General features: G+C 68.2%; 21 protein-coding genes. 9 read left to right on the top strand and 12 right to left on the bottom strand.

Translation table 11 applies throughout. The features are described 5' to 3' along the window. The 4 genes from lptA to argS all read right to left on the bottom strand — a co-directional run. Nucleotides 1-683 (bottom strand): lipopolysaccharide transport periplasmic protein LptA (lptA, locus tag AC1DFC_RS17505; RefSeq protein WP_478179669.1); only part of this gene is annotated, 683 nt, incomplete at its 3' end. 199 nt (nucleotides 684-882) lie between these two features. Further along, nucleotides 883-1,530, bottom strand: coding sequence for a thiol:disulfide interchange protein DsbA/DsbL (locus AC1DFC_RS17500; RefSeq protein ID WP_007829867.1), 648 nt, complete (start codon nucleotides 1,528-1,530; stop codon nucleotides 883-885). Nucleotides 1,531-1,674: 144 nt separating this feature from the next. Continuing rightward, entirely contained in the window at nucleotides 1,675-2,442 is a 768-nt protein-coding gene (locus AC1DFC_RS17495) for an SPOR domain-containing protein (RefSeq protein WP_007829865.1), read from the bottom strand. A gap of 10 nt (nucleotides 2,443-2,452) precedes the next feature. Next, complete coding sequence (gene argS, locus AC1DFC_RS17490) at nucleotides 2,453-4,138, bottom strand: arginine--tRNA ligase (RefSeq protein ID WP_413334121.1); 1,686 nt, start codon at nucleotides 4,136-4,138, stop codon at nucleotides 2,453-2,455. Nucleotides 4,139-4,270: 132 nt separating this feature from the next. Between argS and AC1DFC_RS17485 the strand changes: the two genes are divergently transcribed. Further along, entirely contained in the window at nucleotides 4,271-4,600 is a 330-nt protein-coding gene (locus AC1DFC_RS17485; protein ID WP_007829861.1) for a hypothetical protein, read from the top strand. A 107-nt stretch (nucleotides 4,601-4,707) separates the two neighbouring features. Here the strand turns inward: AC1DFC_RS17485 and AC1DFC_RS17480 are convergent, their stop codons facing one another. The 5 genes from AC1DFC_RS17480 to AC1DFC_RS17460 all read right to left on the bottom strand — a co-directional run bounded on the left by AC1DFC_RS17480 (nucleotide 4,708) and on the right by AC1DFC_RS17460 (nucleotide 9,443). Beyond that, nucleotides 4,708-5,160: a DUF2214 family protein gene (locus tag AC1DFC_RS17480; RefSeq protein WP_007829859.1), complete on the bottom strand. Its 453-nt coding sequence runs from the start codon at nucleotides 5,158-5,160 to the stop codon at nucleotides 4,708-4,710. Nucleotides 5,161-5,359: 199 nt separating this feature from the next. Beyond that, nucleotides 5,360-6,286 carry a LysR family transcriptional regulator gene (locus AC1DFC_RS17475; RefSeq protein ID WP_007837687.1) on the bottom strand — a complete coding sequence of 309 codons (927 nt, stop codon included), beginning with the start codon at nucleotides 6,284-6,286 and terminating at the stop codon, nucleotides 5,360-5,362. A 41-nt stretch (nucleotides 6,287-6,327) separates the two neighbouring features. Then, nucleotides 6,328-7,308, bottom strand: coding sequence for a Bug family tripartite tricarboxylate transporter substrate binding protein (locus tag AC1DFC_RS17470; RefSeq protein WP_478179668.1), 981 nt, complete (start codon nucleotides 7,306-7,308; stop codon nucleotides 6,328-6,330). Between the two features lie 4 nt (nucleotides 7,309-7,312). Beyond that, entirely contained in the window at nucleotides 7,313-8,503 is a 1,191-nt protein-coding gene (locus tag AC1DFC_RS17465) for a CaiB/BaiF CoA transferase family protein (protein ID WP_478179667.1), read from the bottom strand. Next, a complete protein-coding gene (locus tag AC1DFC_RS17460; protein WP_413334128.1) occupies nucleotides 8,496-9,443 on the bottom strand; it encodes a hydroxymethylglutaryl-CoA lyase in 948 nt (315 codons plus the stop codon). The genes AC1DFC_RS17465 and AC1DFC_RS17460 overlap by 8 nt, the downstream gene beginning before the upstream one ends. A gap of 97 nt (nucleotides 9,444-9,540) precedes the next feature. On the opposite strand from AC1DFC_RS17460, the gene AC1DFC_RS17455 reads away from it, so the two are divergent. From AC1DFC_RS17455 to AC1DFC_RS17445, 3 genes are all read left to right on the top strand, one after another. Further along, nucleotides 9,541-10,281, top strand: coding sequence for an IclR family transcriptional regulator (locus AC1DFC_RS17455; protein ID WP_007837677.1), 741 nt, complete (start codon nucleotides 9,541-9,543; stop codon nucleotides 10,279-10,281). A 129-nt stretch (nucleotides 10,282-10,410) separates the two neighbouring features. After that, the gene (locus tag AC1DFC_RS17450) at nucleotides 10,411-12,585 is read left to right on the top strand and encodes a malate synthase G (protein WP_007837673.1); all 2,175 of its coding nucleotides are present in this window, start codon (nucleotides 10,411-10,413) and stop codon (nucleotides 12,583-12,585) included. Between the two features lie 126 nt (nucleotides 12,586-12,711). After that, a complete protein-coding gene (locus AC1DFC_RS17445; RefSeq protein ID WP_007837671.1) occupies nucleotides 12,712-13,980 on the top strand; it encodes an MFS transporter in 1,269 nt (422 codons plus the stop codon). Between the two features lie 68 nt (nucleotides 13,981-14,048). Here the strand turns inward: AC1DFC_RS17445 and AC1DFC_RS17440 are convergent, their stop codons facing one another. Then, nucleotides 14,049-14,264 carry a hypothetical protein gene (locus AC1DFC_RS17440; RefSeq protein ID WP_007837669.1) on the bottom strand — a complete coding sequence of 72 codons (216 nt, stop codon included), beginning with the start codon at nucleotides 14,262-14,264 and terminating at the stop codon, nucleotides 14,049-14,051. 406 nt (nucleotides 14,265-14,670) lie between these two features. Between AC1DFC_RS17440 and AC1DFC_RS17435 the strand changes: the two genes are divergently transcribed. Beyond that, a complete protein-coding gene (locus AC1DFC_RS17435; RefSeq protein WP_007837667.1) occupies nucleotides 14,671-15,246 on the top strand; it encodes a fasciclin domain-containing protein in 576 nt (191 codons plus the stop codon). A 34-nt stretch (nucleotides 15,247-15,280) separates the two neighbouring features. Here AC1DFC_RS17435 and AC1DFC_RS17430 read toward each other — a convergent pair whose 3' ends face one another. Continuing rightward, nucleotides 15,281-16,216 (bottom strand): LysR substrate-binding domain-containing protein, encoded by a 936-nt coding sequence (locus AC1DFC_RS17430; RefSeq protein ID WP_007837665.1) that lies wholly within the window; start codon nucleotides 16,214-16,216, stop codon nucleotides 15,281-15,283. 82 nt (nucleotides 16,217-16,298) lie between these two features. On the opposite strand from AC1DFC_RS17430, the gene AC1DFC_RS17425 reads away from it, so the two are divergent. From AC1DFC_RS17425 to AC1DFC_RS17410, 4 genes are all read left to right on the top strand, one after another. Further along, nucleotides 16,299-16,622 carry a DUF2917 domain-containing protein gene (locus AC1DFC_RS17425; RefSeq protein ID WP_007837663.1) on the top strand — a complete coding sequence of 108 codons (324 nt, stop codon included), beginning with the start codon at nucleotides 16,299-16,301 and terminating at the stop codon, nucleotides 16,620-16,622. Nucleotides 16,623-16,687: 65 nt separating this feature from the next. Then, the gene (locus tag AC1DFC_RS17420) at nucleotides 16,688-17,491 is read left to right on the top strand and encodes an enoyl-CoA hydratase-related protein (protein WP_478179666.1); all 804 of its coding nucleotides are present in this window, start codon (nucleotides 16,688-16,690) and stop codon (nucleotides 17,489-17,491) included. Nucleotides 17,492-17,546: 55 nt separating this feature from the next. After that, entirely contained in the window at nucleotides 17,547-18,803 is a 1,257-nt protein-coding gene (locus tag AC1DFC_RS17415) for a 6-phosphofructokinase (RefSeq protein WP_478179665.1), read from the top strand. Continuing rightward, a complete protein-coding gene (locus tag AC1DFC_RS17410; protein WP_007837657.1) occupies nucleotides 18,800-19,036 on the top strand; it encodes a cysteine-rich CWC family protein in 237 nt (78 codons plus the stop codon). Before AC1DFC_RS17415 ends, AC1DFC_RS17410 begins: the two co-directional genes overlap by 4 nt. Here the strand turns inward: AC1DFC_RS17410 and AC1DFC_RS17405 are convergent. Next, a complete protein-coding gene (locus tag AC1DFC_RS17405) occupies nucleotides 19,027-20,346 on the bottom strand; it encodes a zinc-binding metallopeptidase family protein (protein ID WP_478179664.1) in 1,320 nt (439 codons plus the stop codon). The genes AC1DFC_RS17410 and AC1DFC_RS17405 overlap by 10 nt on opposite strands. Nucleotides 20,347-20,439 lie beyond the last annotated feature (93 nt).

Raw genomic sequence — 20,439 nt, 5'->3', positions numbered from 1 at the left:
GTGCTCGGGCGCAGGCCCTTGCCGGGCGCCGGGGTGGGCGCCGGCGGCGGCGCCTTGGCGCCGGCCGGGGCGCCGGCAGCGGGCGCACCCGGCGCGGTCGCGGCCTTGGGGGTCAGGATGGTCTTCACGCGGCCACCCGGGGTGGCCGCGTTGACGGCGGTGTTCGGCGGCACGGTGGAACCGTTGACCGTGTAGGTGTCGTTGCTCTGGTCGTAGACGATCAGCGCGCCCTGGCTTTCGTCGTTCGGCGTGGCGCCGATCAGGCGGCGCATCGTGGCGTTGCGGATGAACTTGACGTTGTCGGCGCGGCTGTCGTACTCGATGACGTCGGACTCGCCCTCGATCCACTCGTCGGGCGCATTGCGCTTCTGCTTGTAGTAGGCCCGCTTGCCGGGCGCGGCGGTGACCACGCCGTACTGGTAGCCCTCGGCGTCCTGGCGCACGTCCAGCCGCGCGCCGCGGATGATGATCGTGCCCTTCGTTACCAGAACGTTACCGGTGAACACGCTGGTCTGCTTCAGGTCGTCGTAGCGCATCGAGTCGGACTCGATGTTCATCGGCTTGGCGCGGTCGGCGGTCTCGGCCGCGGCGCCCGAGGCGAGGCCGGCCAGCAACAGCGCGCCGGCGGCCAGGCGGCCGATGCGACGAAGGAAGGAAGTGGTGGGGTGAGAGTGCAATGTCATAGAGGCACGAAACTTGCTCGGCATTGTATGCGGCTGATTGCGTCAGCCCCGCCCGCACAGATGAAAAAGCCCGCCGAAGCGGGCTTGACTTTCCTTCTGGTTCTACCAGAAACACCGCGGAACCGGCTCCGCCGGGCCGCAGGTGTTGCCCCCCCTGGAAGGGGCAGGCGAAGCGACACGACGTGCGCGCAGCCTGGGGTCAGCCCTTCCTTGCTTCGCCGACCAGATAGTTCACGACCTGAAGCACTTTGGTCATGTTGCCGGCGGTTTCCCCATCCACATACCAGCGGCCGGCCACGGCCATCGCCGGCACGCCGGCGACCTTGTAGGCGTCGGTCATCTGCGAGGCGCGCTTGGCCTTGCTGGCCACGCCGAACGAGGTGAAGACCTCCTTGAACTTGGCGCCGTCCAGGCCATTGGCCGCGGCCCAGGCAATGATGTTGGCGTCGCCGTTCACATTCTGGCGCTGTGCGTGGATCGCGTTGAAGACCTTCGGCTGGAATTCGTCGACCTTGCCCATGGCCTCGAGCGCGTAGTACAGGCGCTGCTTGGCCTCGACGTCGTTGCCCACGAAGGGCACGGGAATGCGGCGGAACGCCACTTCCTTCGGCACGGTCTTGAGCCAGGCTTCCAGCGCCGGTTCGAAGTCGTTGCAGTGCGGGCAGTTGTACGAGAAGAACTCGACCACTTCGATCTTGCCGGCTGGCGCGTCGACCGGTACGCGCTTGTCGAGCGCCAGGTACTCGGTGCCCGCCTTGGGCGCGCGCGCCTGGGCGTGCGCGGTGTTGCCAGCCAGCGAAAGCAGGCCCAGCGAAGTGGCGGCCAGCGAAAAGTCACGACGTTTCATTGAAAAGGTTCTCCAGTTGGTACGCAGACTGAGCCGGCGCGCGGCGGGGAGTTCCCCCGCACCCGGCGCGCCCAGGGCAACGATGAATGGTGGCGGCAAATGCCGCGGCGCGAAGCTTAGGGGCTATTCGTGTCGGCCGCCGGGTCAGCGCTGCACGCGAACCAGCGCCGAATCCATGCCGCCGCCGTCGAGCCGCTCCTTGAGGCGATCGGCGTCGTCCTTCTTGTTGAAGGGGCCGGCGCGCACGCGGTAGACGGTGCGGCCCGCCTGCTCGCGCTCGGTGACCTTGGCCTCGACGCCCATCAGCGACAGCTTGGCGCGCTGCGCCTCGGCGTCGTCGGTGGTGCGGAAGGCGCCGGCCTGCACGAAGTACATGAACGGATCGGCGCCTGAACTGCTGCTGGCGTTGCTGTTGTTGCTGCTGCTCGGCGCGGCCGAGGCAGTGGTCGTGCCGGAGCCCGAAACGTTGCCCGAGCGCGCGCGGGCGAGGTCGCCGAGCGGATCGTTCGATGCCGGCAGGGAGTTGGCTTCGGCCGGCACCGGCGCAGGGCGCGGCGGCTTGGGCGCCACCACCACGGGCACGGGGGGGGCGGTCGTGGGCGGGGCGGTAGCCGGGGCCACGGCGGTGGTTGCCGGCTCGCCGGTGACGGGATTGACCGGAGCGGCCGGGGCCGCCGGCGCGGGCTTGGCGGCACCGGCCTTGCCGGCCAGCGGCGCGTTCGGGTCCCAGTCGCGGTTCTTGCGGGCTTCGGCCTCGTCCTGCTCGGCGCCGCCGCGCTGCGTCTTGGTCACGAACGGGATCGGCACCTTGGTCACGTAGACCGCGATGCCCAGCGCGACGCCCAGGCCGAGCACCAGCCCGATGATCAGGCCGATGACGATGTTGCCGCGTTGTCTGGTTGTCTTCTTCATGGTGAGGAGTTCACATCTTGCTCGGCGCACTGACGCCGAGAATCGCGAGGCCATTGTGCAGCACCTGCGCGGTCGCGGCGACCAGCGCCAGGCGGGCCAGCTTGACCTTTTCGTCGTCGACCAGGATGCGCTCGGCGTCGTAGTAGCTGTGGTAGCTGGCGGCCAGCTCGCGCAGGTAGAACGTGACGTCGTGCGGGGCAAAGTCCTTCGACGCGGCCGTGAGCATGGCCGGGTACTTGGCCAGCAGCAGCATCAGCGCCTGGGCCGCCGGGCTTTCGAGCGGCGACAGGTCGACGTCCTTGAGCGTGGCGGCGTCGCCGCCCCAGCCGGCCAGCACCGAGCAGATGCGCGCATGCGCGTACTGCACGTAATAAACCGGGTTGTCGTTGTTTTTCGTCACCGCGAGGTCGACGTCGAAGGTGTATTCGGTGTCGGGCTTGCGGCTCAGCAGGAAGAAGCGGATGGCATCGGTGCTGGTCCACTCGATCAGGTCGCGCAGCGTGACGTAGCTGCCGGCGCGCTTGCTGATCTTGACCTCTTCGCCGCCCTTCATGACGCGCACCATGGTGTGCAGCACGTAGTCGGGGTAGCCCTCGGGAATGCCTTCGCCCGCGGCCTGCAGGCCGGCGCGCACGCGCGCGATGGTGCCGTGGTGGTCGGTGCCCTGGATGTTGATGACCTTGTGGAAGCCGCGCTCCCACTTGGCGATGTGGTACGCGACGTCGGGCACGAAATACGTGTACGTGCCGTCCTGCTTCTTCATCACGCGGTCCTTGTCGTCGCCGTAGTCGGTCGACTTCAGCCACAGCGCGCCGTCCTGCTCGTAGGTCTTGCCAGCGGCTACGAGCTTCTGCACCGCAGCCTCGACGCGGCCGCTGGTGTACAGGCTGGACTCCAGGTAGTACTGGTCGAAGCGCACGCGGAAAGCCTGCAGGTCCAGGTCCTGCTCGCGGCGCAGGTAGGCCACGGCGAACTCGCGGATGGCGTCGATGTCCTCGATGTCGCCGCTGGCGGTGACTTCGCGGTCTTCCGACTTGACGGTCTTCTTCGCCTTGAAGTCGGCCGCGATATCGGCGATGTAGTCGCCGTTGTAGGCCGGGGCCTTATCGCCACTGGGCCACTCGGCATCGCCGGGCTTGAAGCCGCGGGCGCGCAGCTGCGTGCTGTTGGCCAGCGTCTGGATCTGCACGCCGGCGTCGTTGTAGTAGTACTCGCGCCAGACGCTCTCGCCCTGCGAGGCGCGCAGGTTGCAGATGGCGTCGCCGAGCGCGGCCTGGCGGCCGTGGCCGACGTGCAGCGGGCCGGTCGGGTTGGCCGAGACGAACTCGACCAGCACCTTCTCGCCGGAGGCCGGCTGCTGCCCGAAAGCATTCGCGGCGGACAGCACCTCGCGCACGATCTGCTGCTTGGCCGCCGTCTTCAGGCGGATGTTGAGGAAGCCGGGGCCGGCGATCTCGATCGCCTCGACCCACTGGCCGAAAGCGGGGGTGGCGAGCAGCGCAGCGCTCAGTTGCTCGGCCAGCTCGCGAGGCTTGCGCCCTAGCGGTTTGGCGAACTGCATCGCGGCCGTGCTGGCGAAATCGCCATGCGCAGCCACCTTGGGCGACTCGAACGCGGCTTTGGAGCCGGCGCCGGGCGAGAGGGATTCGAGCGTGTTCGCGAGCGCCGCGAGCAGCTCCTGTTTGACCAATAGCATCCGCGAATTTTACCGGGGGCAAACCCGGGCCCATTTAACGATCGTCATCCGATTGTTGTCTTCGGCCGTTAGGAGGGCCGGCCCCAAAGGCGGGGCTCCTGTCACAACTCAACCCTGCAAGGACATATCACCATGAAGAAGCTCCTTTCCCTGCTCGCACTCGGCGCTTGTCTTTCCTTCGGTGCCGCACAGGCACAAGACAAGGCGGCCGCGCCTGCGGCGGCCCCGGCCGCTGCGGCCGCACCCGCCGCCAGCTGCGAAGCCAAGGCGGTCGACAAGAACGGCAAGGCCCTGGCAGGCGCCGCCAAGAGCAGCTCCATCAAGAAGTGCGAAAAGGAAGCCAAGGCTGCAGCGACCCCCGCATGCGCAACCAAGGCGGTCGACAAGAACGGCAAAGCTCTGGCCGGCGCCGCCAAGAACAGCTTCATGAAGAAGTGCACGGCGGATGCAGCCAAGGCCTGAAAACGGCACAGCTTGTGAAACGAGGCCCGCCGCGTGCGGGCCTTTTTCATGTCCGTGACCGGCCCTGAAGTCCGGCGAACCCCGTGCGATTTTTCCCGCCCGGAGGCCTACTTGCCGAAGCCGCGCGCCAGGAACACCGCCACCAGCGGAATCAGCGCGATCAGGTGCGCCTGGATCATCACCAGCCGGCGCGTCTTCTTCACGTCGGCCTCGGCCGGCAGCTTGCCGGTGGCGCGCAGCGTCTTGCGCCAGCGGAAGTAGGTCAGCGTCGGGAAGATCGAGATCACGCCGACGATGATGAAAAGCCCCAGCTTCACATGCAGCAGCGGGTTGGTCCAGTACCAGGCCGTGCCCTTCACGCCCCACCAGGTGCGCGCGATGCCCGTGGCGAGCACCGCGATGGCGGCCATGCCGTAGACCATGTCGACCCTGGCCAGCCGCTCCACCACGGCCGCGTTGAGCCACTGCACACGGCACAGCGCCGCTTCGCTGGAAATGAAAACGACCATCGTCAGGATGGCGAGCAAATGCAGATAGGCGAGGATGGCTTCGAGCGTCATCGTTGGCTTTCAAGGCTGTGACTCGCCCCCAGGCTTCGCGCACTTCGTGTCGCTTCTCCTTCCCCCTGCCGGGGGCAACACCTGAGGCCCGGCAAAGCCGGTCCCTCGGTGTTCCGCGAAGAAGCCGCGATCACCTTCAGCGTGGGTGGAGCGTCAATGGAATTGGAATGTAAACAGATTGTGACGCGGCGAAAGCGCTCTACGCCCTCCCGCCCCAGAATTCCGGCTTCCCGTACTGCTCCTTGAGGAAATCAAGCCACAGCCGCACCCGCAGCGGCAGGTGCTTGGCGCCCGCGAACACCGCGTAGATGCCGTTGGGCGGCGCGGCGAATTCGTCGAGCAGCGGCACCAGCAGGCCGGCGTCGATCTCGGCCTCGACCTCCCAGGTGCTGCGCCATGCAATGCCGTGGCCTGCCAGGCACCAGTCGTGCAGCACCTGGCCATCGGAGCAATCGAGCGGGCCGCTGGGGCGCAGGTGGATCAGTTCCTGCGTGCCGCTCTCGGCGGTAATGCGAAAGGCCCAGCCGCGCGTCTGCGAGGCATCGCTGGACAGCGCGAGGCAGGCAAAGCGCGAGAGCTCGCCCGGGTGCTTCGGCTTGCCGTGGCGCCGCACGAACTCCGGCGTGGCGACGCAGCGGCGGCGGTTGTCGGCCAGCCGCACGCTCACCAGCGAGGAATCCGGCAGGTCGCCCACGCGCACGGCGCAGTCGAAGCTCTCGCCGGTGACGTCGACCACGCGGTCGCTGAGGTTCAGCGAGATCGTCACTTCGGGGTGCAGCGCATGAAAGCGCGGCACGAGCGGCGCGACGTGGCGGCGGCCGAAGCCCGCTGGTGCGGTCACGCGCAGGTGGCCGCTGGCCTTGACGCCGCCGGCGCTCACGCTGGCCTCGGCGTTGGCGAACTCGGTCAGCAGGCGCTGACAGTCTTCGAGAAAGGCACTGCCCTCGTGCGTGAGCGTGATGCGACGCGTGGTGCGCACCAGCAGCTTGACGCCCAGCCGCTCCTCGAGCGCATCGAGCCGGCGGCCCATGATGGCCGGCGCCACGCCTTCGGCCTTGGCCGCGGCCGTGAGACCGCCGCGGGTTGCGACGGAAACGAAGGATTCGAGCTGCTTGAGGCGGTCCATGGGGCGGAAACTATATCGCCCGCCTTGTTCCGCCCTCTTCTTTATTCGGGCCGCACGCCCGCCTCGCGCACCGCGGCACCCCAGCGCGCGTGCTCCGACTTGATGTACTGCGCCGCCTGCTCCGGGCTGCCGCCGACGGGCGTACTGCCTTCGGCCAGCAGCTGAGAGATGGTCGCAGGCTTGGCCAGCGCCTTGTCGACGGCGGCACTGAGCTTCTTCACGATCTCGGGGCTGGTGCCGGCCGGCGCGACCAGCGCCTTCCAGTCCACCGCCTCGAAGCCCTTGTAGCTCTCGGCCACGGTGGGCACGTCCGGCATCACCGGCAGGCGCTTGGCCGAGGTGACGGCCAGCGCGCGCAGACGGCCGCCCTTGACCATCGAGAGCGCGCCCTGCGGCGTGGCGAACATGTAGTCGGTCTGGCCGCCGAGCAGGTCGGTGATGGCGGGCGCGGCGCCCTTGTAGGGCACGTTGAGCACCTTGAAGCCCGCGCGCTTGGCGAGCACCTCGCCGGCCATGTGGCCGAGCGTGCCGGTGCCCGCGAGCGCCTGGCGGATCTCGCCCGGCTTGGCCTTGGCGGCGGCGGCCAGCTCGGCCAGCGTCTTGAACGGCGCGTCGGCACGCACCACCAGCACCACCGGCTGCGAGGCCACGACCGACACCGGCATCAGGTCCTTCAATGCGTCGTAGGGCATCTTCGGAAAAAGCGTCGGGTTGATCGCGAGGTTGGCGGTCTGGCCCAGGCCGATGGTGTAGCCGTCGGGCTTGGCCTTGGCCACCACGTCCATGCCGATGTTGCCGTTGCCGCCCGCGCGGTTGTCGACGATGAAGGTCCACTTGGTGTCGTCGGCCAGCTTCTGCGCGACCAGCCGCGCCACGATGTCGGTGGCGCCGCCGGGCGTGTAGGGAACGATGAGCCGCACCGGCTTGTCGGGCCAGGCGGTGTCGGCGAAGGCAGGTGCGGCGTTCAGCCATGCGGCGGCCGCGGCGCACGCCAGAAAGGCGCGCCGTGCATTGAAAAACATGAGTTCAGTCTCCGAGGGTGATGTTGTGCGTTTGGAGCGCGGCGATTTCCTCGTCGCTGTAGCCCACTTCTTTCAGCAGCTCGCGGCCGTGCTCGCCCACGCGCGGCGGCTGCAGGCGGATGCCCGGGCGTTCGCCGGCCAGCGTGAACGGCATGAGCGGCACCTTCGCCATGCTGCCGTCGTTCATGCGCACCGGCGCGAGGCCGCCGGTGGCGTTCAGGTGCGGGTCGTCGAACAGCTCCTGCGGCTTGGTGATGGGCGCGAAGGGCAGCTCGTTCTGCTCGAACACCGCGCTGAGTTCGGCCGCGCTGTGGTTCGCGAGGTGCGAGCGCAGGATCGGCATCATCCATTCGCGCGCCAGCACGCGGTCGTTGTTGGTCTTCAGGCGCGGGTCGGCCAGCATCTCCTCGAGGCCGAAGGCCTTGCAGAAGATGGCCCACTGCTTGTCGCTCACGGCCGCCAGGAAGATCTGCTCGCCGTCCTTCACGGTGAACACGTCGTACACAGCCCAGGCCGAGATGCGGCTGGGCATCGGGTCGGCCGCCTTGCCGGTGGCGGCGAACTGCATCATGTGCTGCGCGACCAGGAACACGTTGTTCTCGAACAGCGCGGACTGCACTTCGCAGCCCTTGCCGGTGAGGTCGCGCTGGCGCAGCGCGGCCATTGCGCCGATGGCGCCGAACATGCCGCCCATGATGTCGTTCACGCTGGTGCCCGCGCGCAGCGGGTCGCCCGAGCGGCCCGTCATGTAGGCGAGGCCGCCCATCATCTGCACCACTTCGTCGAGCGCGGTGCGGTGGTCGTAGGGACCGGGCAGGAAGCCCTTGTGGCTCACGTAGATGAGGCGCGGGTTGAGCTTGGCGAGCGTGTCGTAGTCGAGCCCCAGCTTCTTCATGGTGCCGGGCTTGAAGTTCTCGCTCACGATGTCGGCGGTGGCGATCAGGCGCAGCGCGGCCTCCACGCCCTCGGGCTTCTTGAGGTCGAGCGCGATGCTCTTCTTGTTGCGATTGAAGGTCGGGAAGAAGCCCGATCCCGAGCCGAGCAACCGCCGCGTGCTGTCGCCCTCGATGGGCTCGACCTTGATGACCTCGGCACCGAGGTCGGCCAGCAGCAGGCCGCAGGTCGGGCCCATGACCATGTGGGTGAACTCGACGACGCGCACGCCGGCGTAGGGAAGTGGGTTGGCTTCAGACATGTGCGCTGGTTTCCTGGACAAAGCCCTGAACAAAACCTTTGGGCAGGCCGGCCTCGGGCGTCATGCCATAGACCGGTTCGCCGGGCAGCCCGGCCATGAGCGGCGCGCGCGCCGCGATGAGTTTTTCCAGGTCGATGCCGGTGCGCACGCCCATGGCCTCGAACATGAAGACGAGATCTTCGGTGACCGCATTGCCCGACGCACCCGGTGCATAAGGGCAGCCGCCGAGTCCGCCGAGCGAGGCATCGAAGGTGCGCACGCCCTCGTCCCACGCGGCGAGGCAGTTCGCGATGCCGAGGCCGCGCGTGTTGTGCATGTGGGCCGCGCCGGCGTGCTGGCCGAGTTCGGCGCGCAGCCGCTTGAACAGGCGGCGCACCTGTGCCGGGTTGGCGTAGCCCACGGTGTCGGACAGGCCCGACTCGTCGGCACCGGCCTCGATGCACTGCGCGGCAAGGCGGATCACGTCGTCTTCCGGCACCCGCCCCTGCAGCGTGCAGCCGAAGGCGGTGGAGATGCCGGCCTCCAGCTTCACCTGCGGCGCGACGGCGTTGCGCAGTTCGGCGATGGCACGCACTTCTTCCACCATTTCCGTCGGCGTCTTGCGCACGTTGGCCAGCGAATGTGCCACGCTGGCCGACACCGGCATCGTGAGCTTGTGCACGCCCGCTTCGAGCGCGGCCTGCGCGCCCTTGCGGTTGGGCACCAGCGCCATCACCGTGAGGCCGGGCAGCGTGATGGCGTGGCGCACCACCTCGGCGGCGTCGGCCATTTGCGGCAGCAGCTTCGCGGGCACGAAGGAGGCGACCTCGATCTCGCGCACGCCGGCCGCATGGAGCGCGTCGATCCAGCGCAGCTTGTGGTCCGTGGGCATGGTGGCCTTGACCGATTGCAGGCCGTCGCGCGGACCGACCTCGCTGATGAGGACGTCGGGGGGGGTCATCAAACTTGTCTCCTTGGGCTTGACTGTTCTATCTTATAGAACTATATTCCAACAAACAGAATTAGACAGTCGATCCGATCGACTGTCAAGCCACGCCATGCCCCGCAAAGCCCTGACCGAATCGGTGTCCGACCTCAATGCCGCCCCCGGCGGCGCCGCCGCGGTCGATCGCGCGCTGAGCCTGCTCTGCGCCTTCCAGCCGGGCGACGAGGCGCTGTCGCTCGCGCAGTTCGCCGAGCGCACGCAGCTCTACAAGAGCACGGTGCTGCGGCTGCTGGCCTCGCTCGAACATGCGCGGCTCATCCGCCGGCAGGACGACGGCCGCTACGCGCTGGGCATGGAGATCGCGCGGCTGCACGGGCTGTACGCGGCGTCGCTGTCGCTCGACCGCATCGTGCCGCCGGTGCTTCGCGCGCTCGCCGCAACAACGGGCGAAAGCGCCGCGTACCACGTGCGGCAGGACCAGGGCGACAGCTGGGTGCGGCTGTGCCAGTTCCGGGTCGACTCATCGCATGTGGTGCGCGACCACGTGCGCGCTGGCGACCTGCTGCCCAACGACCGCGGCGCGGGGGCGCGCGTGCTGATCGCCTTCGGACCCGAGGCCGAGCGGCCGCGCGGCACCAGGGAACGCAAGCTGTACGACGCCATCCGCACGCAGGGTTATTGCGCGCTGGTGGGCGACCGCACGGCCGAACTGGCGGGGATCTCGGCGCCGGTGTTCCATGCCGATGGCAGCCTCGCGGCGGCCGTCACGCTGACGATGCCCACGCACCGCTACGACGAGCGCTATATCGAGCCAGTGCGCGCGGCCGCGCGCGAGCTCACCGGGCAGGTCTGACGCCATCGCGGAAGAGCTTCGATTACCTCTATTTTTGTCACAGATAAATCCCGCCCCCGGCCCTTACTCGCCAGCAAAGTATCGAATAAAGTTCGGTTCAGGATTGCATCTTTCTCAAGGAGAAACCCCATGACCACTCGCACCACCGCCCACGGACTTCAGGTCGCGACCGAGCTCCACCGCTTCATCGAAGACAAGGTCCTGCCCGCCAGCGGCGTGGCCAGCGACGTCTTCTGGAAGGGCTTCGACGCCATCGTCAGCGACCTCGCACCGAAGAACATCGCCCTGCTCGCCGAACGCGACCGCCTGCAGACCGAGCTGGACACCTGGCACAAGAAGAATCCCGGCCCGATCGCCGACATGCCGGCTTACCGCGCCTTCCTCGAGAAGATCGGCTACCTGCTGCCGCAGCCCAAGGGCGCGAAGGCCACCACCGCGAATGTCGACTCCGAACTCGCGCTGCAGGCCGGCCCGCAGCTGGTGGTGCCGATCCTGAACGCACGCTATGCGCTCAACGCCGCCAACGCACGCTGGGGCTCGCTGTACGACGCGCTTTACGGCACCGACGCCATTTCCGAAGCCGGCGGCGCCGAGAAGGGCAAGGGCTACAACCCCGTGCGCGGCGCCAAGGTCATCGAGTTCGCGCGCAACGTGCTCGACCAGGCCGCGCCGCTGGCCAACGGCTCGCACAAGAACGCCACCGGCTACAGCGTGAAGGACGGCAAGCTCGTCGTTGCGCTGCAGAGCAGCAGCACCGGCCTGGCCGACCCCGCCCAGTTCATCGGCTACCAGGGTGATGCGGCGGCACCGTCTTCCGTGCTGCTGAAGCACAACGGCATCCATCTCGACATCCGCATCGACCGCAACACCGCCATCGGCAAGACCGACGCGGCCGGCGTGAGCGACCTCGTGCTCGAAGCCGCGCTCTCGACCATTCTCGACCTCGAAGACTCGGTGGCCGTGGTCGACGCGGCCGACAAGGTGGTCGCGTACTCGAACTGGCTGGGCATCGTCGAAGGCACGCTCACGGAAGAAGTCGCCAAGGGCGGCAAGACCTTCACGCGCGGCCTGAACCCCGACCGCGAATACACCGGCGCCAACGGCCAACCCGTGAAGCTGCACGGCCGCTCGCTCATGTTCCTGCGCAACGTGGGCCACCTGATGACCAACCCCGCCGTGCTGTATGCCGGCGGCAAGGAAATCCCCGAGGGCATCCTCGACGCCGTGGTGACCACCACCATCGCCACCATCGACCTCAAGCGCAAGGGCAACTCGCGCACCGGCAGCATCTACATCGTCAAGCCGAAGATGCACGGCCCGGCCGAAGTGGCCTTCGCCAGCGAGCTGTTCGGCCGCGTCGAGCAACTGCTGGGCCTGCCGGCCAACACCGTGAAGCTCGGCATCATGGACGAGGAGCGCCGCACCAGCGTGAACCTCAAGGCCTGCATCGCCGAAGCGGCCGCGCGCGTGGCCTTCATCAATACCGGCTTCCTCGACCGCACCGGCGACGAGATGCACACCGCCATGCAGGGCGGCCCGATGATCCGCAAGGGCGACATGAAGTCGAGTGCCTGGATCGGCGCTTATGAAAAGAACAACGTGCTGGTCGGCCTCTCGTGCGGCCTGCGCGGCAAGGCGCAGATCGGCAAGGGCATGTGGGCCATGCCCGACCTGATGGCCGCCATGCTCGAACAGAAGATCGGCCACCCCAAGGCCGGCGCCAACACCGCCTGGGTGCCCTCGCCCACCGCCGCCACGCTGCACGCGCTGCACTACCACCAGGTCAGCGTGACCGCCGTGCAGCAGGAGCTGGAGAAGATCGACGCCGATGCCGAGCGCGACAACATCCTCAATGCGCTGCTGCAGGTGCCGATCACGCCCGAGGCCAAGTGGACGCCCGAAGAGCGCCAGCAGGAAATCGACAACAACGTGCAGGGCATCCTCGGCTACGTGGTGCGCTGGATCGACCAGGGCGTGGGCTGCTCCAAGGTGCCCGACATCCACAACGTCGGCCTGATGGAAGACCGCGCGACGCTGCGCATCTCCAGCCAGCACATCGCCAACTGGCTGCTGCACGGCGTGGTGACCAAGGCGCAGGTCGACGAGACCTTCCAGCGCATGGCCAAGGTGGTCGACGAGCAGAACGCGGGCGACCCGCTGTACCAGCCGATGGCCGGCAACTTCACGACCTCGTCGGCCTACAAGGCGGCGCAGGACCTGGTGTTCAAGGGCATCGAGCAGCCGAGCGGGTATACCGAGCCGCTGCTGCATGCGTGGCGCCTGAAGGTGAAGGGCGAGGCCTGATCTGCATCCCCGGCACCCTGCCGGGGTTCAAGCGAACGAACGGCGCCCGAGGGCGCCGTTCTGCATGAGGGCCGCGTGCCGTTAGCATTCTTGGCGCCCCCTTCTCTTCCCGATCCTTCCCTTTCAATGAACACGAATGCGGCATTGCCGCCTCCGCCGCGCTGGTCAACCTCGGCCGCCGCGATGCTGGTCGCACTCGCCAGCGCCTTCGCCCTGAGCCAGGCCTTCCGCACCGTCGGCGCCATGATGGCAACGCCGCTCGCCAGTCACTTCGGCCTGACGCCACAACAGCTCGGCACCTGGGCCGGCACCTTTCACTTCATGTTCGGCATCATGCAGCTCGCGATGGGCGTGTCGATCGACATGTTCGGCGTGCGCCGTACGGTGCTGGTCGCCTTTCCGCTGGCCATCGCGGGCGCGGCGCTGTGCGCAATGGCGTCGAGCTTCGGCGCCCTGCTGCTGGGGCAGGCGCTGATCGGCGTCGGCTGCGCGCCGGCCTTCCTGGTGTGCACGGTGTTCATCGCACGGCACTTCGACGCCTCGCGCTTCACCGCCATGTCGGGACTGGTGATGAGCATGGCCGGCCTGGGCATCCTGTTCACCGGCACGCCGCTGGCCTTGCTGATCGAGGCTTCCTCGTGGCGCGCGGGGTACGCGGTGCTGGCCGGGTTCGCCGTGCTCTCGTGGATCGTCATCTTCTGGCGCGTGCACGAGCCGGTGCGTGCGGTGGACCAGGCGAGCCCGCAGGCAGTGCCGGCCGAGCGCCAGTCGCTGCGCAAGGCGGTGCGCGAGCTGCTGCCGCTGTTCGCGATGCCGCACACCCTGGGCCTGCTGTGCTTCGCCTGCGTGTCGTACGCGGCCTTCATCACGCTGCGCGGCCTGTGGCTCGGGCCGGTGTTGCACGACCGGCACGGCCTGTCGCTGGTGGCCAGCGGCAATGTCGCATTGGTCATGACGGTCGCCGGCATGCTCAGCCCGGCGCTGTTCGGCCGGATGGACCCGGGCGGCGCACGCCGCGCACACTGGATGATGGGATGTTCGTTCGCCGGCGCGCTGATGTTCGGCGCCATGGCGCTGACGCAATCGCGCGCGGTGGACATCGGCCTGCCGGTCTTCTACGGCCTGCTTTCGGGCTACAGCGTGCTGCAGTACGCCTACACCAGGAACGCCTACCCCGCTGCGATGACGGGACGCGCGATGGCGCTGCTCAACATGGCGATGTTCCTCGGCGTGTCGCTGATGCAGTGGACGACGGGCGTGGCCGCGTCGTGGGCCGTGGCGAATGGCGTCGAGCCGTTCCGCGCGGTGTTCCTCACGGTCGCGGGCATGCTGGCCGCGGGCACGCTCGCGTTCCTCGTGCTGCCGCGCGCGGCGCCGGTGCGGCTCAGCGCTTGATCGCCAGCATCAGCACGCCGCCCGCGATCATTGCGACGACGGCCTCGTCCATGTCTTCGCGCATGCCGTCAGTCTTCCTGCAGGCTGCGGGCCGCCTTCTGTAGCGCAACTTTCTGCGCACGCCGCTCGGCGCGATGCGTGCGCAGGTGGCGCCCTGCCTTCTGGTTCGATTCGCCGCGCGCCATCGCGGCCACTACAGGATTGCGAGGTGCCACGCCGGGCACCGAAAAGTAAAACCGGCCCAGACGCTTGTCGTCGTCTCTGGCCTTTCGTTGAGCACTCATGTGCGCACACTCCGAAAAACAGAAAGGCCCCGGCGAATGGCTGCGCGGGGCCTTTGTCGACGGGCCTCGGGCGGGTGCATGGATGCACGTCCGGCCGGGGCGGTCGGTGTGCGGATCAGGTGTTCAGGAAACGGTTCATTGGATTGGTTTGTCGCCCGGGAGGTTGGTCGTCGCCAGGCGCGGTGAAAAGAAACAGTCGCTGAAAAACGAAGGGCGGATTTTGGCGAGCCCGCATGCGACGCGCAAGCGCCGCATGGGTGGTTGTGGCGCGAAGCCGACGCGGTGCCGTCGCGTGAATCCAGTTGCGCGGCCGCGCCGTATCCGACTCAAGCGCATCGCGCCTCCGAGCTGCTGGCGGTTTCCACAGTCACCTTCCACCAAGAACCTTTCTTTCCAGGAGCCTTCAATGAAGAAACTCATGATTGCAGTCGGCGTTTCGGTCCTGCTCGGCGCTTGCGCGAGCGGCACGGCCATGAGCGACAGCGGCGGCGGCATGTCGTCGAACCCGATGGTCGGCGGCGCGGCGATGTACCCGACGAAGGACATCGTCGACAACGCCGTGAATTCGAAGGACCACACCACGCTGGTCGCGGCCGTGAAAGCCGCGGACCTCGTGGGCACGCTCAAGAGCCCCGGCCCGTTCACCGTGTTCGCACCGACCAACGCGGCCTTCGCTGCACTGCCGGCCGGCACGGTCGACACGCTGCTCAAGCCCGAGAACAAGCCCACGCTGAGCAAGGTGCTGACCTACCACGTGGTGCCCGGCCGGATGGATGGCCCGGCGCTGATGAGCGCCATCAACGCAGGCGGCGGCAAGGCCACGCTGAAGACCGCGAGCGGCGGCACGCTGATCGCGACGATGAGCGGCAGCAACGTGATGGTGACCGATGCCAAGGGCGGCACGGCGATGGTGACGATCGCCAACGTCTACCAATCGAACGGGGTGATCCACGTCGTGAACAAGGTGCTGCTGCCGGGTTGATCGCAACCTTCTTCAGCGCCGGCGCGACGGGCCTTCAGGTCCGCCGCGCCGCTTCCGCTTCGTCGCGCAGCCACTGCGCGAAATCCTGCGCGTCGCGGTTGCTCCCGGCGCGCTTCGACATCTCGACGAAGTAGCCGCGGCGCGACGCGGCGCCCTCGCCCAGCGGTGCGACCAGGTGGCCGTCTCTCACCAGGTCCTGCAGCAGCGGCAACCGGCCGATCACCACGCCCTGGCCCGCCACGGCCGCGGCCACCGCGTCGGCGTATTGCGTGAAGCGCAGCGTGCTCTTCATGCGCAGGTCGGCGAGCCCCATGACCTTGAGCCAGGGCTCCCAGTCGGTCGTCGGTGCTTCGCTGTGGTCCGGGTACTCGATGGTGAGCAGCGTGAGTCCCGAAAGATCCGAGGGCACGTGCAAGGCCGCCGCGAGCTGCGGGGCACACAGCGGCACCACCGACTCCTCGAACAGCGCCGCGCCGACGCCGCGATCGATCGGCACGAAGCGCACCGCCAGGTCGATGCGGCTGCGCTCCAGGTCGAGCACGTCGAGCGTGGCCGACACGCGCACGTCGACCTGCGGATGGCTGCCGGTGAAGCGCACGAGCCGCGGAATGAGCCACAGCGATGCGAAGCCCGGCGTGGTGGTGATCGCCACCTGGCGCGGCGCGGCACTGGCGCGCACGCGCGCAGTGGCGTCGCGCAGGCGCTCCAGGCTGTCGGTGACGGCACGCTGCAGCACGCCGCCGGCCTCGGTGAGCGACAGCGCGCGGTGGCGGCGCTCGAACAGCAGCACGCCCAGGCTGGCTTCGAGCTGCTGGATCTGCCGGCTCACGGCCGACTGCGTCAGGTGCAGCTCGCCGGCCGCGAGCGTGAAGCTCAGCCGGCGCGCGGCCGCCTCGAAACTGCGCAGCAATTCGAGCGGCGGCAGCTCGCCATTCATGGCGCCGGAGGGTTTGACATTCTCTAGGCGCATGCAAAGAGTTCCGAATGACCGTGTGCAAATGAGGGACCAGCTCACTATATTCATTCGTATCACGAATGCAATGGAGCTTGCCATGAGCACCTCTTCCCCCGCTTCTTCCCGCTTCCACGTCAGCCTGCCGAAACGTTCCGTCTTCGCCGTACCCGATGGCGCGGGCGTGGGCATCGAATGCCGAAGCGGCTCGGTCTGGGTCACGCTCGACCGCGACCCGCGCGACATCGTGCTGGAGCCCGGCAATCGCTTCGAGAGCACCGAGCACCGGCGCGTGCTGGTGTCGGCGCTGGAGGCGTCGTGCATCACCGTGTCGGATGCGCGGCCGGCCGCCATGCCTCTGTCGAAGGGCACGGGCACCCGGTCGCCTTGGCGACTTCCGTCACACGGGTTGTCCCCGGCTTGACCCGGGCTCGCGTGCATCGAACCATCGATGTCCATGAGCCCCGACGCACCCACCTCCACCGCCAGATGAACGACCAGCCCTACATCCTCCAGGAGCTGGCCGACGGCATCGCCACGCTCACGCTGAATCTTCCCGCCAAGCTCAACCCGATCGCGCGCGAGCTGCAGGTCGAACTGCGCGATGCGCTGGAACGCATCCGCGACGACCGCGCGGTGCGCGCAGTGATCCTCACGGGCGCCGGCAAGGCCTTCTGCGTGGGCGCCGACCTGAGCGCGATGGCGCCGGGCGACGAGGGCAAGTCCCTCGGCACGCAGACGGCCGAGTGGATGCAGGAGCTCAGCAATCCGCTGATCGAGGCGCTGCGCACGCTGCCTGTTCCCGTGGTCGCCGCCGTCAATGGCCCCGCGGCCGGCGCCGGCGTGGGCCTTGCGCTGGCAGCCGACGTGACCATTGCCGCGCGCAGCGCGTATTTCTACCTGCCCTTTCTGCCCAAGCTCGGCATCGTGCCGGACCTAGGCTGCACCTGGGCCATTCCGCGCCGCGCCGGCCGGGCGCGCGCCATGGGCATGGCGCTGCTCGACGAGCGCGTGGGCGCGGGGCGTGCTGTGCAATGGGGCCTGATCTGGGGTTGCGTGGACGACGAGCAGTTGATGGAGGAGGCCAAGGGCATCGCGCAGCGCCTCGCCCGCCTGCCGGCGCATGCAGTGCTCGAGGCACGCGAGGCCTTCGAGGCCTCGGAGCGCCACACGCTGAAGGAGCAGCTGCACTACGAGAGCGAGCGCCAGCGCGAGCTGATCGACCGCCCGAGCTTCCGCGAAGGCGTGAGCGCCTTCCTGCAGAAACGCCCGCCGGTCTTCGAAAGCCGCTGACATCCTGTCACCCTGACACTGGCGCCTGCCGGGGGGCTGCGGGAGAATGCCGCGCATGCCCATCCTCAACGCCTTCTACGCCCAGTCGGGCGGTGTCACCTCGGTCATCAACGCGTCGGCCTGCGGCGTGATCGAGACGGCGCGAAAACATCCCGACCGCATCGGCAAGCTCTACGCGGGGCGCAACGGCATCATCGGCGCGCTGACCGAGGAGTTGATCGACACCGGCGCCGAATCGCCCGAGGCGATCGCGGCGCTGCGCAGCACGCCCTCGGGCGCTTTCGGTTCGTGCCGCTACAAGCTCAAGTCGCTCGAGAAGAACCGGCGCGAGTACGAGCGGCTGATCGAGGTGTTCAAGGCGCACGGCATCGGCTACTTCTTCTACAACGGCGGCGGCGATTCGGCCGACACCTGCTTCAAGGTGAGCCAGCTGTCGCAGTCGATGGGCTATGCGCTGCAGGCCATCCACGTGCCCAAGACCATCGACAACGACCTGCCGCTGACCGACTGCTGTCCGGGCTTCGGCTCGGTTGCGAAGTACGTGGCGGTGTCGACCATCGAGGCCTCGTTCGACGTGCGTTCGATGGCGGCAACATCGACCAAGGTGTTCGTGCTCGAAGTGATGGGGCGGCACGCGGGCTGGATCGCCGCGGCGGGCGGGCTGGCGGCGGACCAGGGCATTCCGGTGGTGGTGCTGTTCCCGGAGATCGAGTTCGACAAGCCGCGCTTCATCGCGCGCGTCGACGAACTGGTGAAGCAGCACGGGTATTGCTCGGTGGTGGTGTCCGAAGGCTGCCACCACCCCGACGGCACCTTCCTTGCCGAACAGGGCACGCGCGACGCCTTCGGCCATGCGCAGCTCGGCGGCGCGGCGCCGGTGGTGGCGCAGATGATCAAGGAAGCGCTGGGCCACAAGTTCCACTGGGCGGTGGCCGACTACCTGCAGCGCGCGGCGCGCCACATCGCCTCGGCCACCGACGTGAAGCAGGCCTACGAGCTGGGACAGCGTGCGGTGGAGCTGGCGCTCGAAGGCCGCAATGCCGTCATGCCCACCATCGAGCGCACGTCCGATGTGCCTTATGCCTACCGCCTGGGCTGCGCGCCGCTCGAATCCGTGGCCAACGTCGAGAAGCCGATGCCGCGCGATTTCATCTCGGACGATGGCTACGGCATCACCGAGCAGTGCCGGCGCTACCTGCTGCCGCTGATCGAGGGCGAGGACTACCCGGCCTACAGCGGCGGGTTGCCGGTCTACGTGACGCTGCAGAACGTGGCGGTGGCGAAGAAGCTGCCGGCGTTCGAGATCGCATGACGACTTCGGCGGCGGCCACCGGCCTGATCGACGCCACGCGCTGCCCGCTGTGCGGCGAGGCGAACCGCTGCGCAATGGAAATCGAACGCGAGACGGGCCAGGCGCAGCCGCCCTGCTGGTGCATGCAGGCCGACTTCGGCAAGGCGCCGCTCACGAATCTGCCGGAAGACATGCGCGGGCTGGCGTGCATCTGCATGCGCTGCGCGACCGGCGCACCGCCGGCTCAGGACTGAGCAGGGCTCTGCGATTGCCCCTGTGACTGCTCCTGTTCGTCGGTTGCGGAATCGGCCACATCGCTGGCCACCACCATCGTCGGCGCACTGCCCGGCCGCTGCTGAGTGATCACCCGGTGGATGAACTGCAGCTTGCCCACGGCCGCGTGCGGCAGCACGAAGGGGTAGTAGTCGGGCTGCCCCATGCTGCGCGACAGCTCGTTGAGCACGTTGGTGAGCAGCACCCAGCCGTTGATGAAGTCGAGGAACTTGCCGGCATCGGGAGCGTCCGGCTGCCAGAGGTCGTCGGTGGTGAAGAGGTCGCTTGCCAGCTCGACATTGGTTGCGTCGACACCGAAGCTCATCGCGGTGTCGGCCGTGTCGGCCATGTGCAGGTAGTGGGCCCAGGTCTCGGCCCAGTCTTCCCAGGGATGCGTGCTCGCGTAGCTGCTCACGAAGCGGTCGGCCCAGTCGGGCGGCGGGCCCTGTTCGTAGTGGTGCTGCAGCGCAGCGGCGTAGTCGGCGCGTTCGTCGCCGAAGAGCGCGCGGAAGTCGTCGATCCACGGCGTGGGCAGCACCAGCAGGTCCCAGTAGTAGTGGCCGACCTCGTGGCGAAAGTGGCCCAGCAGCGTGCGGTAGGGCTCGCGCATCTCGGCGCGGATGCGCTCGCGCACGGCGTCCTCGGCCTCCTCGGCATTGAGCGTGATCACGCCGTGCTGGTGGCCGGTCATCACGTGCGGGCCACCCGGCATGTTGCTCAGGAAGTCGAAGGTCAGCCCGTGCACGGGATCGGCGTGGCGGCTCACCACCGGCAGGCCGAGTGCGAGCAGCTGCGAGATGAGCCGGCGCTTGGCGGTCTCGAGCTTGCCCCAGAGTTCGCCGTTGGCTTCCACCGAAAGATCGGGAATGGTGCGGGTGACGCTGCAGGCCAGGCAGTAGCCGGGCGCGAGGCCCTGGGTGTCGTCGGGCAGGGTCTCGCCTTCGCGTGCGGCAGGCACCATCCAGCTGCAGGCGGCCGGGGTCATGAGGTTCGTGCAGCGGCGGTAGGTCTTGCCATGCGGATCGCCGAACACGGTGAAGGTGTCGGGCTGGGCGCCCTCGCCCACCGCCGGCGCGAGCGGCATCACACCGAGCCGGTCGATCACGTAGCCGAGCGGCGTGTGGCAGGCCAGGCATTTGCTGTTGCGCAGGAACACGGGGCGGCCGCACTGGCAGCGGTAGGCGCGGCTCACGGTCGGCGCGGCCAGCTCGGTCGCGAGCGTGGGGGTGCCTTCCGGCTCGGCGGGGGCCGGTTGGGCGTTGGCTTGTTGTTCGTCGGGCATGGCGTCCATGTGTTGTCTCGATCTTCTTCCTGACGCTGAGGGGACAGCCGACGCATTGTGCGGGCCACCCGTCGCGCCCCCGTCCGCGCAAAGACCGATATG

It is taken from the genome of Variovorax sp. 10L421, assembly GCF_056395365.1.
Note: the sequence above shows the minus strand (reverse complement) of the source record. Positions and strands in the feature narration are given on the sequence as shown.

Bases quoted from the DNA above. Each gene is read 5' to 3' on its own strand.
- AC1DFC_RS17435 (WP_007837667.1), top strand. From the start codon at position 14,671: ATGAAGAAACTCATGATTGCAGTCGGCGTTTCGGTCCTGCTCGGCGCT.
- AC1DFC_RS17500 (WP_007829867.1), bottom strand. From the start codon at position 1,530: ATGAAACGTCGTGACTTTTCGCTGGCCGCCACTTCGCTGGGCCTGCTT.
- AC1DFC_RS17445 (WP_007837671.1), top strand. From the start codon at position 12,712: ATGAACACGAATGCGGCATTGCCGCCTCCGCCGCGCTGGTCAACCTCG.
- AC1DFC_RS17455 (WP_007837677.1), top strand. From the start codon at position 9,541: ATGCCCCGCAAAGCCCTGACCGAATCGGTGTCCGACCTCAATGCCGCC.
- argS (WP_413334121.1), bottom strand. From the start codon at position 4,138: ATGCTATTGGTCAAACAGGAGCTGCTCGCGGCGCTCGCGAACACGCTC.
- AC1DFC_RS17410 (WP_007837657.1), top strand. From the start codon at position 18,800: ATGACGACTTCGGCGGCGGCCACCGGCCTGATCGACGCCACGCGCTGC.
- AC1DFC_RS17440 (WP_007837669.1), bottom strand. From the start codon at position 14,264: ATGAGTGCTCAACGAAAGGCCAGAGACGACGACAAGCGTCTGGGCCGG.
- AC1DFC_RS17425 (WP_007837663.1), top strand. From the start codon at position 16,299: ATGAGCACCTCTTCCCCCGCTTCTTCCCGCTTCCACGTCAGCCTGCCG.
- AC1DFC_RS17495 (WP_007829865.1), bottom strand. From the start codon at position 2,442: ATGAAGAAGACAACCAGACAACGCGGCAACATCGTCATCGGCCTGATC.
- AC1DFC_RS17465 (WP_478179667.1), bottom strand. From the start codon at position 8,503: ATGTCTGAAGCCAACCCACTTCCCTACGCCGGCGTGCGCGTCGTCGAG.
- AC1DFC_RS17430 (WP_007837665.1), bottom strand. From the start codon at position 16,216: ATGCGCCTAGAGAATGTCAAACCCTCCGGCGCCATGAATGGCGAGCTG.
- AC1DFC_RS17405 (WP_478179664.1), bottom strand. From the start codon at position 20,346: ATGGACGCCATGCCCGACGAACAACAAGCCAACGCCCAACCGGCCCCC.
- AC1DFC_RS17415 (WP_478179665.1), top strand. From the start codon at position 17,547: ATGCCCATCCTCAACGCCTTCTACGCCCAGTCGGGCGGTGTCACCTCG.
- AC1DFC_RS17450 (WP_007837673.1), top strand. From the start codon at position 10,411: ATGACCACTCGCACCACCGCCCACGGACTTCAGGTCGCGACCGAGCTC.
- AC1DFC_RS17470 (WP_478179668.1), bottom strand. From the start codon at position 7,308: ATGTTTTTCAATGCACGGCGCGCCTTTCTGGCGTGCGCCGCGGCCGCC.
- AC1DFC_RS17420 (WP_478179666.1), top strand. From the start codon at position 16,688: ATGAACGACCAGCCCTACATCCTCCAGGAGCTGGCCGACGGCATCGCC.
- AC1DFC_RS17485 (WP_007829861.1), top strand. From the start codon at position 4,271: ATGAAGAAGCTCCTTTCCCTGCTCGCACTCGGCGCTTGTCTTTCCTTC.
- AC1DFC_RS17480 (WP_007829859.1), bottom strand. From the start codon at position 5,160: ATGACGCTCGAAGCCATCCTCGCCTATCTGCATTTGCTCGCCATCCTG.
- AC1DFC_RS17475 (WP_007837687.1), bottom strand. From the start codon at position 6,286: ATGGACCGCCTCAAGCAGCTCGAATCCTTCGTTTCCGTCGCAACCCGC.
- AC1DFC_RS17460 (WP_413334128.1), bottom strand. From the start codon at position 9,443: ATGACCCCCCCCGACGTCCTCATCAGCGAGGTCGGTCCGCGCGACGGC.